The sequence below is a fragment of the Granulicella sp. dw_53 genome (assembly GCF_018449545.1).
Lineage (GTDB): Bacteria > Acidobacteriota > Terriglobia > Terriglobales > Acidobacteriaceae > Edaphobacter.
This window is the reverse complement of the sequence record NZ_JAAVUR010000011.1, coordinates 104,356-118,118: the sequence shown is the minus strand read 5'-3', so window position 1 is coordinate 118,118 and position 13,763 is coordinate 104,356. Positions and strand designations below refer to the sequence as shown.

Annotated in this window: 8 protein-coding genes; 3 read left to right on the top strand and 5 right to left on the bottom strand. The window is 55.4% G+C overall.

Annotated features, from left to right (window positions below):
* The first annotated feature begins 321 nt into the window (after positions 1 to 321).
* Entirely contained in the window at positions 322 to 2,499 is a 2,178-nt protein-coding gene (locus HB393_RS17305) for an Ig-like domain repeat protein (protein ID WP_213806441.1), read from the top strand.
* 47 nt (positions 2,500 to 2,546) lie between these two features.
* Here HB393_RS17305 and HB393_RS17300 read toward each other — a convergent pair whose 3' ends face one another.
* Positions 2,547 to 6,017, bottom strand: a complete 3,471-nt coding sequence (locus HB393_RS17300) for a TonB-dependent receptor (RefSeq protein ID WP_345945271.1) — start codon at positions 6,015 to 6,017, stop codon at positions 2,547 to 2,549.
* 409 nt (positions 6,018 to 6,426) lie between these two features.
* Here HB393_RS17300 and HB393_RS17295 point away from each other — a divergent pair, with 409 nt between their 5' ends.
* Complete coding sequence (locus HB393_RS17295) at positions 6,427 to 7,770, top strand: hypothetical protein (protein ID WP_255551262.1); 1,344 nt, start codon at positions 6,427 to 6,429, stop codon at positions 7,768 to 7,770.
* Between the two features lie 34 nt (positions 7,771 to 7,804).
* Here the strand turns inward: HB393_RS17295 and HB393_RS17290 are convergent, their stop codons facing one another.
* Entirely contained in the window at positions 7,805 to 8,728 is a 924-nt protein-coding gene (locus tag HB393_RS17290) for a creatininase family protein (protein WP_345945270.1), read from the bottom strand.
* 211 nt (positions 8,729 to 8,939) lie between these two features.
* On the opposite strand from HB393_RS17290, the gene hflX reads away from it, so the two are divergent.
* Entirely contained in the window at positions 8,940 to 10,469 is a 1,530-nt protein-coding gene (gene hflX, locus HB393_RS17285) for a GTPase HflX (protein WP_213806439.1), read from the top strand.
* Between the two features lie 67 nt (positions 10,470 to 10,536).
* Here the strand turns inward: hflX and HB393_RS17280 are convergent, their stop codons facing one another.
* The 3 genes from HB393_RS17280 to HB393_RS17270 form a co-directional block, all read right to left on the bottom strand.
* On the bottom strand, positions 10,537 to 11,229 hold the full coding sequence (locus HB393_RS17280) for a cytochrome c3 family protein (protein ID WP_213806438.1): 693 nt from the start codon (positions 11,227 to 11,229) through the stop codon (positions 10,537 to 10,539).
* 77 nt (positions 11,230 to 11,306) lie between these two features.
* Complete coding sequence (locus tag HB393_RS17275) at positions 11,307 to 12,878, bottom strand: GMC family oxidoreductase (RefSeq protein ID WP_213806437.1); 1,572 nt, start codon at positions 12,876 to 12,878, stop codon at positions 11,307 to 11,309.
* A gap of 30 nt (positions 12,879 to 12,908) precedes the next feature.
* Positions 12,909 to 13,664 (bottom strand): gluconate 2-dehydrogenase subunit 3 family protein, encoded by a 756-nt coding sequence (locus HB393_RS17270; protein ID WP_213806436.1) that lies wholly within the window; start codon positions 13,662 to 13,664, stop codon positions 12,909 to 12,911.
* Between the last annotated feature and the right edge of the window lie 99 nt (positions 13,665 to 13,763).

Below are 13,763 nucleotides of genomic sequence, written 5' to 3'. Positions count from 1 at the left end.
CATTGGAAGGATGATTGGAAATGGAAAACATTTATTGTTACGGTTCTTTTCTGGCCTTTGAACTGGGGCCCGCCAAGGCGATAACAGACATTCTCTTATCTAAACAGCAAACAATCTATCTGCAAGTGAAGCGATCATCAGAGTAGAACGATGCATGATGGCATGATCAACGGTTGGAGAGAGTAGCGGGCTCAATCGAGCCGGTAGGGGTTAACGAAACACAGTGAATAAGTTTCTTGTGTAGCGCATACCGCGAAGATTGGAAGGAACAGGATGAGCGCCTTGACGGGATTAAAAGTGCGAAGCAAGAGACTCATAACGATGGCGCTCTCGCTGGTCTTCGTCCCTCTACTGTACTCGCAAGGAATATTGACCGTCACACCTGGCCGCAGCATTTCAACGACCGCTGGCACGGGTGTTCTTGGTTATACCGGCGACAATGGCAACGCCACGGCTGCAACTCTTGCTTCTCCCAAATCGCTGGCGTATGACAAAGCTGGCAATCTATTCCTAGCCGACGCCAGAAACCATGTCGTTCGCGAGGTATTGAAATCAGGTGTCGTCATTACCGTCGCCGGTTCTGGCGTTGCCGGATTCAGTGGTGATGGGGGCCAGGCAACCTCTGCTTTCCTGGACACTCCAATAGGGGTCGCGGTCGATGGCAACGGCAACCTCTACATTGCGGACTCTCACAATCACCGCATCCGTGCGGTAGTCAACGGTACGATAACTACAATTGCCGGAACGGGAGTTCCAAACTTCTCGGGAGATGGAGGTCCGGCGACGGCAGCTACCCTCGCGCTGCCAAGTGCGGTCGCTGTTGATGTAAGCGGAAATCTCTATATCGCGGATACAAACAATCAAAGAATTCGTAAGATCAGTGGCACCATAATCACCACGATTGCGGGCAACGGCGAAGAATCCTATGCGGGAGATGGCGGCGCTGCCACCGCAGCATCGCTCGATCTGCCCACCGGAATCGCCGTCGATCCGGCGGGAAAGATCTATATCGCGGACCGTCATAATCAACGCGTCCGCATGATCGCATCGGACGGCACAATCTCTACTGTCGTTGGGGCAGGTATCGTCACATTCGCAGGCAGTTTTTCGGGCGACGGCAGTGCTGCGGCCTCTGCAACATTGGCCAAACCAAGCGGCGTATGGGTAGATGCGGCTGGAAGCCTCTACATCGCAGACACAAATAACCAGCGTGTTCGCCAAGTCGGAGGAGGTTCCATAACTACAGTCTCTGGGACAGGTGAGCAGGGCTTCGGTGGGGATGGTAGCGCTTCTACGAGCGCGGTATTAAACGCACCTAATTCTGGCGCTGCCGATGTACTAGGCAATATTACGATCGCAGATACCCTGAACCAACGTATCCGCAGTGGTAACCTTCCTATTCTTTCCTTCCCGGTCCAGACTATCGGAGTCGCAAGTACTCCGCAAACCGTCACCCTATCTAATGCCGGTTCTGCTCCGATCATCGTCTCTTCCATTGCCTTTACCGGCCCCTTCTTAGCGAGTAACACCGGAACCTGCTCTGCTTCGCCCATTACACTGGCGGCAGGTGCTAGCTGCACTGAGAATGTAGTCTTTCAACCGACAGCTCAGGGCATGACCAACGGTTCTGTAGTCTTTAGTGGTAATGGAGTCGTTCCACAAAGTGTTCTGTTGACTGGTGCTTCGTCACAGTCGACTACTACGATCTCACTAACCTCCAGTTTGACCTCAACCTTTGCCGGCCAGCCCGTCACCTTTACGGCGACCGTTAGGCCCATCGTAGCGGTGACTCCTACAGGAGCTGTTTCCTTCTATGACGGCACGCTGCTGATAGGTTCGGTCCAGATACTTAGTAACGGCACTGCCGCACTGACGACGAGCACGCTGAACTCTGGGACACACAGCATCAAGGCCGTCTACGCAGGGGATTCAAACTTCAGCACGAGCACCTCTTCAGCGATCCTGCAGTCTATTGCTGACTTCAGCTTCGCTGAAACCACACCCACGGCAGGTCAAACTGTCGCCCCAGGTCAGGCAGCGACCTTCGCATTTACGATCTCTCCAGTAGCCATAGCATTCAACTTCCCCATCACGCTTTCTGCGACGGGACTGCCTCCCGGTGCTACTGCGACCTTTACCCCGCCGACAATCACTTTGGGAACTACCGCTACGAGTTTCACTATGAAGATTCAAACTGCCGCCAGCACCGCATTACTTCATCATGGAGAGCTGTTTGGTGCTGGCACAATTTCACTTGGCCTGCTTCTGTTGCCCTTTACGCGTCGAATGCGACGTAGCATGCGTGGACTGCGACCGCTTTTGCTGGGCTTTGGAGCCATACTAAGCTTCGCGGCTATGGCAGGCATCAGTGGTTGCGGTAGTAATAGTGGCTATTTCGGGCACCCACAGCAGGCATACACCATCAATGTCATCGGTACTGCGGCTAATGGCAACGTAACATTAGTGCACACGATTACCGTTATGCTGACGGTGCAGTAGAAAGTCCTCCGGGAGAATGTCGCACTCGATAATCTCCCGGAGGGCAGTTAGAACTGCAGCTTGAGGGCAAACTGAAGGACACGGGCTGGGAAGGTTGTGGCAGAGGTGACCGCTCCAAAGCTAGAGGATCCCGCGCCACTCTGTGGATAGGCAAAGTTGGTCTGATTGAGGATATTGAACGCTTCGGTACGGAAGTCGAGCGACGTTCCTTCGACGTAAAGGGGGAAGGTCTTATGCACACCGAGGTCCAAGTTGTAGTACGGATCGAACCGGACTGAGTTACGTCCGGCATTGCCATACGGGTGGTTGACGTCAGGGACACTGACGGCTGCGGGGTTGAAGGCCATGAGCACAGTGTTGCCGCTGGCTTTGGTTCGTTGCGACTTGGGCAGGACGACCGCCGCGCCGGTGACGTTCGGACGATACGCCAGAATATCGCTTACATCCTGGAAGGAGTTTTCAGTGTAGGTAAGGTTTACCGGGAGACCGCTGCTGGCAGAGTCGATCGCCGTGAGCTGCCAACCGCCGAGCACTTCCTGCATGAGCAAAGGAGCTGAGCCGCCAAACGCACGTCCCTTACCGTAGGGAAGATCATAGACGATGGTCAGGACCTCATTCAGGGGCTGGTTATAGCTAGAGGGGCCACGATCTCCAAGCGGATTTGCTAGGTTGATGCGCGAGTTGTCCCCAGTGTTTGCATCGAGATGCCCCGAAGCATTGTCCTGAGCGCGTGACCATGTGAAGGAGTTGAGCACGTAGAGGCCGTGGCCAGCATGGTGCTCGAACTTGGTCTGCAGACCGTTATACGTCAGGAAACCAGAAGGAAGCGTCTCCTCGATGCCCGTGAAGTTTTTGATGGGACGGCGAGCCTGAAGGTTGAGGCAACCTGAGGTGGTTGTGGGGTTACAGGTAGCGGTGAGAGCATTGGGCGCAGCTTGATTCAGATCTCCGAGGACCTGAAGCTTTACGCCGTGTTCGCCAACGTAAGAGACCTCGAAGGTCGTATTGCTAGTGACCTGACGCTGTACCGTCAGGTGGTAACTCTGCACATAGCCGGTAGGTAGGTTCTTGGGTAGGTAACGTGTCTCCGCAAGAAGAGTACTGAAGTTCGCAGAGGTGGCGAAGTTGGTCGGGAACCCTTGCTGTGTGGTGCGGAAGCAGGTATTGAAGGGTTGATCTGTTGAGGTACACACAGGATTGGTGGTTCCAGCTGCTGCGGAGGGTGCAAAAGGAGCGGCCTGAACGCGATTGGTGTTGACGATAAAAGGGCCGTTGTAACCGAGCATGTTCTCGCCGCCTTCGCGATTGAACTGTGCGAAGCCAAGCCCATAGGCTGCGCGGATGACAGTCTTGGGGTCAGCCTGGAAGGCGAAGCCGAATCGCGGCGCAAAGTCGAGCTTTGGCATGTTCACCAGAGCGCGGCTGTAAATGGAGCCGGGCTTGGCCTGGATGAGGGTCTGGGTATCGGGATCGTAGTTGGAGAGATGGTTGTCGGATTCCCACTGTGGAGTCACGAGTTCATAGCGAAGGCCGGCGTTAACTGTGAGTCTCGAGTTGACGCGAATGTCATCCTGGAAGTAAAGAAAGTGCATGCGCTGGTTCAGGTGGATGACGGCAAAGTTATTGAGTTGATAGCTGTCGTCGGCGCCGAGAAGGAAATCTGCGAGGGCGACAGCCTCTTTCGTTCCTGTATCGAGCTTGGAGAGAGTGTTAATGTTGGGATTGGTATAGCTGAAGCTTCCGTTATAGGTGTTCTCGCCGAAGTTTGGATTGAAGTCGCTGATCGAAGTGAAGATAGCTTGGTATTCGTAACCCAACTTATAGCTGCTACGACCGTGGATCCAGGTGTAATTCAACTTAGGATTGAAGATGTAAGGATTCTGGAACTGAGGATTGCTCCCTTGGCTTCCGAACTGCGTGTAGCCGTTTACGCTCTGGTCATTTAGGCTTCTGACGACCTGGGGGTCGGTTGGAAGGCCGGTGATTCCGGCCATTAGACTTGGCATTCCTGCGCCGTAGGGACTCTTTCCACCGTCAGTGCGAGTAAAGCCGAAACGTGCGTCGAGGATCGAGTTCTGAGTGAAAGCATGGGTAACTCCACCGGCGATCTGCTGGTTGAAGATCACCACAGTTCCGTTGCTGCTGCTGCCACCGGCGGGACCTTGGATAGACGGTGCATCCTGAATGATGCCTTGATGTTCGCTGTATCGGACGAATGCGGTGGTTCGAGGACTGAAAGTCTGGTCGACACGAATATCACCCTTGTCATCCTTAATCGTGCCTGCGGGTAAGGATGCGTAGTTATTGGACAAGGCCGCGGCTGTGGGGGTCGGAAGAGCCGCAAGGACGCGTTGGGCGAAGGGCGACGCGTCCGCGAAGGGGATGACACCGTTGGGGTAGGATTTTCCAGTAAGCGGGTTGACCAGCGGAACGGGGTTGCCAGGTTGCTCAATACCGGCAGCGTTTGTGGTGAGGAAGGTAAATCCACCGTTGGCTCTTGCGAGAGCGCTGGTTCCGTTCTGGTTTAGCGAAGGAACCGTCGCGTTGAGCGTAGAGTGCGTGATCTGGCGGACGCCTTCATAATCGGCGAAGAAAAAGGTGTGGTCCTTCCAAATAGGACCTCCGACGGTGCCACCGAACTGGTTGCGGATGAGTATGGGCTTTTGCGGTTGCCCGGTGAGGGTGTTGGTGGGCGGGGTGAAGGGGCCAATAGCGTTGAGATCAGTATTGCGGAGATAATCCCATGCCTTGCCGTGGAATTTGTTGGTGCCGCTGCGAATACTTACATTGATGACGGCTCCAGCAGAGCGCCCATACTCGGCGCTGTAGTTGTCTGTCTCGACGCGGAACTCGTCGATGGCGTCAGGGGAGGGTGGAATGGCCTGGTTTGAAAAACCCTGATTTGAGGTTCCATAGGAGTTGTTATCGAGACCGTCGAGGAGGAAGTTATTGAATTCACTACGCTGTCCGTTGACGTTAAAGGATGCGTCTCGGCTACTGGTAGTGGCATTTTCGAGAAGGTTTCGGCGAACTCCGGGCACCAGAGCGGCGAGGTCTGCGTAGGCTCGCCCGTTAAGCGGTAGGTTCTCAACTTCACGCGTGCCGATGACCTGGCCACGTTCGCTGGAGTCGGTCTCAAGAAGTTGGGCAGCGTCGCTGACCGTGACGGTCTGGCTCGCCGAGCCTACCTTTAATGCAACATCAACCCGCTGACGAGCGTTGACGGTGACGCGAAAGGTCTGCGTTATGCCAAGGTCGAAGCCATCGGCCTGGGCTGTAACCTGATATTCACCAATTTTTACGTCGGTAAACTCATAGGCACCTTGAGCGTTCGTCTTTGCGGTCACAACGGCCTTCGTCTCCTGATTTGCCAGAGAGACAGTTGCATTGGGGAGTGCTCCGCCTGAGGCATCCCGTACATAACCCAGGACGGATGCGGTTTCGAATTGCGCAAATAAGGGTGAGGAGTTCAAAACCGGGAGAAAGATCATCACTGCAAACAAAAAAAGACGCTTCACAAGTAGCTCCAGACTGCTTTTTATCCGTGTTAAGTTTTGTTCCAGGTTGCGTTTCCGAATGACTGTAGAGTCGGGACTCCAACGTCCGCGCTACCCACATTTATCGAGTACCGCCAAGTTGATAATGGCCATATCCGGACAGTCGCAAAAGGGTACTCCGCGTGAATGGTAGGCTCACCCTGTAAACTCACCCCTCTCTCACCCCCCTGTATTTCTAGGGGATTGGATAAGGAGGCCGAGAACGGTTAACTGAAGTTTCACATTCAAAAGCTATGCTTGGCGTATGGTGAATCCGCGCGAACGGCCGTATGGAAAGCTAGGGGAGCTTCACCTAAAGCCGGAGGGCAATGCAGGTCCTGGTTCCCGCTCGCCAAGCGGAGCAGGCGTGTCGGGTGAAAGAGCACCGACCATGCAGATAGAAGAGCTCCCATCGCGGGAGGAGTGGCAACTGGCGCTCCGCATCGTCGCCAGCAAAGGTTTGTGCAAGTCGGACTTACTTCAGAAGTTTTTCCTGTATGTCTGCGAGCAGCAGCTTATGGGAAACTCACATGGGATCACGGAGCAGCGTATCGGTACGCTGATCTTCAACCGCGCGGCGGATTACAATCCAGGCGAAGATAACATCGTCCGAAGTTACGCACGCTTATTACGAAAACGCCTCGATGAGTATTTCCAAGGGGAAGGACTCGGGGAACCCATTCGAGTTATTATCCCGCGCGGCGGGTATGCCCCCGTCTTTCATCGAGCCCCTGATGCTCATAGGAAGGATTCCAATTCAGGTCTTTTCAGCAATACTCTTGTCGAAAAGGTCGTCTCAGAGATCCACTCCAACAAGACGGGGTACACCCCAAAGAGTGCAGCGAGCGTGGATCTTGCAGTCTCCGCGCCACGTTGGCGATCAGCGTGGCTTTTAATCACGGTAGGGCTGATCGCGGGAGTTCTATTTACATCAGCAACATGGGCCGGAATTCGGACCTTGCAAAAGGCGAAGACGCAGGGACCAGCTCATCCGATTTGGGCAGAACTATTCCAGAAAGGCCAAAACACTTTGATTGTGCCTGCCGACAGCGGGCTTGGTATCCTGCAAAACCTTACAAAACACTTGGTCACTTTAGAGGAGTATGCGAACGAAACCTATCCCACCGAGATGAAGTCATCAGCGGGGCTTCAACTGGAAAATTTGAACGACCTACGCCATCAGCGGTATACCAGTGTCGTCAGTTTGGACATAACTGTGATGTTGACCCAGCTTCCCGAATTTGCTGCCAATCGATCCCAGATTCGTTATGCACGAAACGTCACCATAGAAGACCTGAAGAGCTCTAACGTAATACTGATGGGTTCGACCCATACAAATCCCTGGGTCTCCCTCTTCGAAAAAGATCTCAACTTCAAACTCGAATATATGTCCGAAGTGGATCAGTCATTCGTACTGAACGAACGCCCAGTTGGCACAGAGCAGAAGAGATATCTAAACGGTACGGCGGAAACCTCCAACCGTACTTATGGTGCGATAGATTATCTGCCAGGCCTTGAAGGAAACGGTCATGTCCTGATCATTCAGGGATTGAATATGGCAGCAACGCAGGCTGCTGCAGATACTCTGTTTGATCCCCAGGAGATGAGTTCGATTTTGAAGCAAGCGGTTCGCTCAGATGGCTCATTGAAATCATTCGAGCTGCTGATCGAGACTAGCAGTATCGGTGCGTCCGACCCTGGTGCACAGATCATTGCAACTCGCTTCTATCCTTAAAGCGGAGCGGGGGGACAAAAGATCTTTACCCCGCCTACTGCGGTGTATCCAGAGGATGTCTGCTCTTTTCATAGAATTCGTCCTGCAATTTGAGACTCGCATCATCTGCTTTGATGGAAGCGATGGCTTTGCTCACCGAGTCAACCCACCATTTCATCTGATACTCGCCCAACTCGCGGGTCGCAGCCGTACCGTCGCCGGCATAGTGATCGGGAAAACGTGCGTACCACCAGATACCGGTGTAAACACCTTCTGACAAGCTTTGACGATGTTGGTCTGCCCCTGATTCGCTTGCGGCACGATCCTGGTGCAGGAGATCGGGTCTGACGACCATCATTTTAGATGTTTCGCTTTCGCCTGCATGCTGGTCAGTCGATGTCTTCTTTTTTGGACCGCCCGTTGTCGGAGTACGCTGATCGAAGATGTAGACCACGTAATCGTGTGGCTTATCCAACTGCGATTGACCGAAGTACGGCAACAAACTAGCGTTTCCGCCGTGACCATTCACGATCAGGATTTTCTTGCAGCCATTGCGGGCCATCTCGTCCGTAGTCGCTTGGAGCAATGCCAACTGCAGATCGCGGCTGTAGGCGATGGTACCGGGCTCATGGCGAGCCTCGGAGATTTGCCCAAAATAATACTCTGGAAAAACCACGGCATATTGCTGTTCGGCCGCATGCAGTGCTGCATAACGCGCATTGAGCAGATCGGAACCAATCGGCATGTGTGGACCGTGTTTTTCCAGAATGCCGAACGGCAACAGGCATGTACCCTGGGAACGCTTGATGGCCTCGACAAAGTCCGGGCCCGTTAGTTCTTCCCAATGAACCGACAGCTTGGCGTGCGATGAAACCGTCTGCGCTTGCGTCAGTTGCCCACCGCCGAAGGCCACACAAAAAAGTAAGTAAATCGTTGCACCGTAACTTCTGCATCTATTGCGATTCATCTGGATAATCACTCGGTCCGCTCTCTCCCTGCGGGATTCTAGCATGGAGACATGGGGGCCCGTTGACCTCTTCTGGCCCCAAGAATCGCCGAGTCAGCGACACCTCTCTGAATAGTTCATCTTCCAGGAACGACGGCCGGAAGGTCAGAAATAGAGTACTGACGCTGATCCTTCAGTATCATAAGAGAGTCGACCGGAAACCCGGCCCTGAATTGAGACAACTTTGACCAGCAAGAAGGCTTCACTCGAAGCCACTCCGGATCAGGCGCAATCTCGCCGGAATCGCGGAAAGCCAGTCCGTCGTAGTCTCGTCGAAGCAAGTGAGGCCCAGGACGCGGCGCTCCTCGCTCGCGAACTGCGTACTTCGCAAACTCAGCAAGAACTTGCTGTGATTGTAGTGGTTGAGTTCACCGGAGAACTCCGCAAGCGTAAGCAGCTTACGGCAGCCGCTCGACTTGCCCGCAGCGCGGCTGCCGCCATGGCTTCGGAAGAAGATCTTTCGAGCCCTGCAGCCTCCACCGTTGACTTCGATGCCAGCCGCGCAGAGTTCGAAGAACTCGCCCGATCGGCGGGTGCGACCATCGCCGCCACCCTAGTCCAACGCCGTCAGAAGCCCGATCCCTCCAGCCTCGTCGGCCAGGGCAAACTGGACGAGATTGTTGAGGTCGTGACCTCTACCAACGCTTCGCTTGTTCTCTTCGACCACGACCTTACCCCCTCACAGCTTCGTAACATCGAGGCCAGGCTACCCTGCCACGTCATCGACCGCTCGCAGCTCATCCTCGACATCTTCGCCCGCCATGCCAAGACTCGCGAAGGTCAGCTCCAGGTAGAGCTCGCACAGCTCGAATACCAGTTGCCCCGCCTCGCCGGACGCGGTCGCGCCATGTCGCAACTCGGCGGCGGCATCGGAACCCGCGGTCCAGGCGAAACCCAGCTCGAGACCGATCGCCGAAAGATCAACCTTCGCATCGACCACATCAAGACCCAGCTCGATGCCGTCCGCCGCATCCGCCATCAGCAGCGGCAACGCCGTGAGGCAGTCCCGGTCCCCGTCGTCGCCCTCGTCGGTTACACCAACGCTGGCAAGAGCACACTCTTCAATGCCCTCACCGAGGCTGGCGTGCTCGAATCGGCCCGCATGTTCGCGACTCTCGACCCCAAACTCCGGCAACTGCAGCTTCCGTCTCGCCGCAAGATCCTGCTCTCCGATACCGTCGGCTTCATCCGGAACCTTCCCCATACACTCGTTACGAGCTTCCGCGCCACACTCGAAGAGGTCGAGCGAGCCGAGATTCTGCTCCACGTCCAGGACGCCGCCAGCCCGATGCGGGAAGAGCAGAAGACTCAGGTTGAAAGAGTCTTAGCCGAGCTTGCAGTCTCCACCAAGCTCGTTATCCAGGTGCTGAACAAGATCGATCTCGTCTCGCCCCAGGAACGCGCCCACCTCTCCAGCGATCGCGAAGCGATTCCCGTCTCTTCGCTTCAGCACACCGGCCTGGAGCAACTGCTGGCTGCCATCGATGCCGCACTCATAGTTGATCCACTCGTCGAAGCCAGCTTCAAGCTCCCGCAATCGGAAGGCTCCATCCTCGCCTCGCTCGAAGGCGGAGCTATCATCGGCGAGAAACGCTTCGAAGGAAACCTGGTCTTTCTACGAGCTCGCGGACCAGCATCCCTCCTTAACCGCTACCGCCGGTTCCGTGAGAAACAGGATCTCCTTAACGAACACCTACGGGCGAAGCAGACCTAACCTTTATCAGCGCCACAAATATAGCTGAATACCCGAGACATAAAGCGCTGTAGTGCCTGATATTTAACTACAACATCGGCGCATGCAGGAAGCTAGCGATAACAGTCATTTGCGGCGTGACACGCAGACTACTGTCTTGTACCAGCGCCCCAGTTGCACGCTTTCCCGCAGGTTGAGTGTGGAGACGCGCTAATGTGGCGCCGCCCACATCAAAGGGCGAGTGGCCATTCCTTGACATGATGGCATGGCAGGTGTCGCAGGTCGCCGGTGCTCCCTTAGCCTGGTGACACGCGATGCATGTGCCCATGCTCGTGTCCTTCTCCAGAGCAATGGCGGTGCGCTCTGCCACTGCTCCGTGGCACTCCTCGCACTTGCTCCCAGCGGAAGTATGAGTCTTATGGCTGAAGGTCACGAAGGAAGGCACCCGGTAGACGCGGACCCATGGGATTGAGTCTTCGTTTTTGGCGGCCTCCGCGAGACGCCGGATGTCCGGCTTATCGGTCGCGATGGAAGCATGGCAAAGCATGCACTTGGGTGGCTGCGGCATGGCCAGCGTAGCACCGTTACCACGCGGCTCATGGCAGTCGTTGCATGACATCTTTGCGGTCTGGATGTGCAGCTTGTGGTTGAAGGCGATGGGCTGCGCCGGAGCAGCCTCGGAAGGCGCGGCCGGCTTCTGGCTCCGCATACCAGCATCTTGAGCGTGGATGGCTACGGTAGATCCAAATAGTACAGCAAGCATCAGCAGGAACTTCTGCATGCGAACCCTTCCCCGAGAGCAGGGTGTCGTTCCCTTAGAAACGGAACACCAATAAGTTCGGACTACGCAGGGAAACGTTAGACGCTGCCCTTGCGCATCTCCTCTGCCAGATATTCGGACGCGCGCATGGCGAGTGCGCACATCGTGATTGTGGGATTCTGCCATCCCGCACTGACAAAGACGCTGGCATCCGTGATGAAAAGGTTCTTCATATCATGGCTCTGATTCCACTTGTTCACGACACCCTTCTTCGGATCATCGCTCATACGGGCTGTTCCCTGCTCGTGGATCGAGTAACCCGGCGGATTGAACTCGTAGTTTTTCACCAGAATATCGAAACCAGCAGCTTGGGCCATTGCTGCCATCATCTCTATATAATCCTTCGCCATGTTGGTTTCGTTAGCGGTGTATTTCGTATTAATGTTCAACGTTGGAATGCCCCACGCGTCCACGATCTGCTTATTCAGCGTGACTTGATTCTCGTAGTGTCCGAGTGTCTCGCCCATGATGTTTGTGGAGAAGCTGCTGCCGTTATAGCTCTGCAGCTTCTGCTCGAGTTCTTTGCCATAGAAAGGCAGGGCGCGCGCGTCGAAAGGCCCGTTATTGCAGGAGACATTGACAGCATAGCCCCGGAGAAAGCCGCTGCTCTTTGTCTCCAGATTGCGGAAGCGTGGAATCAGAGCACCGCCTCCCATCAGGCCGCGGACCGCTTTACCATCACGCGCCTCCGGAACCGAGCAGATGATGCCTGCTCCGTAGATCTGGTCGCACAGGTAATGTCCAAGCGCACCGCTGGAGTTACATATCTCCGAGAGCATCAGCAAGCGGGTCGTCTCAAGAGTTCCCGCAGCAACGACAACGACCCGTGCCTTCAGAACCATCTCGCGGTGCGAATGCCGATCCAGGAAGAGGACGCCGTCTGCCAGGCCAGTGTTCTTGTCCACCGTGATCTGCCGTACGACCGCATTTGGAATGGTGGTGAGCTTGCCAGTAGCGACTGCGTCTGGAATGAGCAGGTTGAGCGATGCAGCCATTCCGTCCTTGCCCAGCGACGACCGCGGCTTGGTGACTGGCACGCCCAGCTTCTTTCCGGCGTCGACAAATCGCTGCATGGCGCCAGACCATGGAGAACTATCTTCGATAAATTTGCCGTCCGGGTACTGCGGCAGGCCGTCGGTGTGCCCTGTAACACGGAAGATCTCCTCCACGCGCGGATAGTATGGAGCCAGATCCTTCAGCGAGATAGGCCAGTTTTCTCCGAAGCCGTCATGATCCTTGCTCTTGAACTCGTAGTCGCTATGGCGGAAGGATTGGCGTCCCCAGAAGGGCGAACGTCCGCCCACGCTGCGCACCCGGACCCAGTTATACGGCTGTTCCGGCGGGTGATGATAAGGAATCACCTTCTCATCCACCCACTGGTTTGCATTGAACTCGCTCGACTGAAACACATGCGGAAGGCGGCCCGGCGCATCGAAGCCACGATAGGGCAATTGGTGCACAGGTTTCAGTTCGCGGTACTTCTCAAAATCCAGCATTGGGCCCGCATCCAGCATCGTGCAGGAGATACCCTTTTCCGTCAGAATCTTTGCGGCCATGCCGCCAGTATGTCCCGACCCGATAATCAGGACGTCCACCTTCTTCTGTGCCATGCTCTCTCTACTTTCTGAGGCAAAAATTTCTTAGGAATGCTTATGCTTCGTGGTGGGTGCAGCCTGGGCCACACCGTGGTTCACCCATGTCTGGATTCCCGGATCAATGGGATGCCAGTAGAGACCCACCCCCGGTGTACGCTCGCCCACCGCCTCGGCCGCAATGGCCCATGCAGGCGAGTTGATGGTGGCCGTGCGAATATCGCGGTGCGCCAGGTTGATGAAGCGGGCTTGATCTTCCCGCGGGGGATGGTCGTTCATCCATCCCTTCAGATGCGGGCGGATCACTGCGTCGGCCTGCTTCGCATCAGCTTTTGCAAACGGGACGTTGAACTGTCTCATGCAGTCGGCGTTGAGTCGATCGAGTCCGATGTTGTACATGGCCTGCTGCTCATCGGGCGAGGCGCCGATGTAGAAGTCCAGGAACTCCGCTGTACCGGTCTTGATAGCACTGGGGTAATCGTCGCTGGCGGGCATGATGATCTCGCACAGATGCAACAGAGTTGCATAACGTACGGGCGTGAAATACCGTGCGTCCGTCATGGCGACTGCATCGGGCTGCGAGATTGGGATGTTCGGCGTGTGGAATCGTGCCATCGCCTCCACACGAGACATCGCCTGCGGGCTGGAAGCCGCAGAGGGCTGTACCGCCATAGTGCCCTGATCCGCAGCATTTGCAGCCGGAGGCGGATTTTGCGCCTGCGGTGAAGGATGTTGTTGTCCGAGTGCACTGCTCGCCGTTGCCGTAGCTACTGCTAGGCCCTTCACAAAGTCGCGCCGTTTCATGCGTGAAATCCTACGGTGTATCGATAATTACAGTCAATCCTCTATGAGGTCGCGAACATAAATACTTATGTCACGCTCCCTACGCACGAAGACAAATAT

Coding starts and splice junctions, on each gene's coding strand:
- HB393_RS17305 (WP_213806441.1), top strand. CDS start 322: ATGGCGCTCTCGCTGGTCTTCGTCCCTCTACTGTACTCGCAAGGAATA.
- HB393_RS17280 (WP_213806438.1), bottom strand. CDS start 11,229: ATGCAGAAGTTCCTGCTGATGCTTGCTGTACTATTTGGATCTACCGTA.
- HB393_RS17270 (WP_213806436.1), bottom strand. CDS start 13,664: ATGAAACGGCGCGACTTTGTGAAGGGCCTAGCAGTAGCTACGGCAACG.
- HB393_RS17295 (WP_255551262.1), top strand. CDS start 6,427: ATGCAGATAGAAGAGCTCCCATCGCGGGAGGAGTGGCAACTGGCGCTC.
- HB393_RS17275 (WP_213806437.1), bottom strand. CDS start 12,878: ATGGCACAGAAGAAGGTGGACGTCCTGATTATCGGGTCGGGACATACT.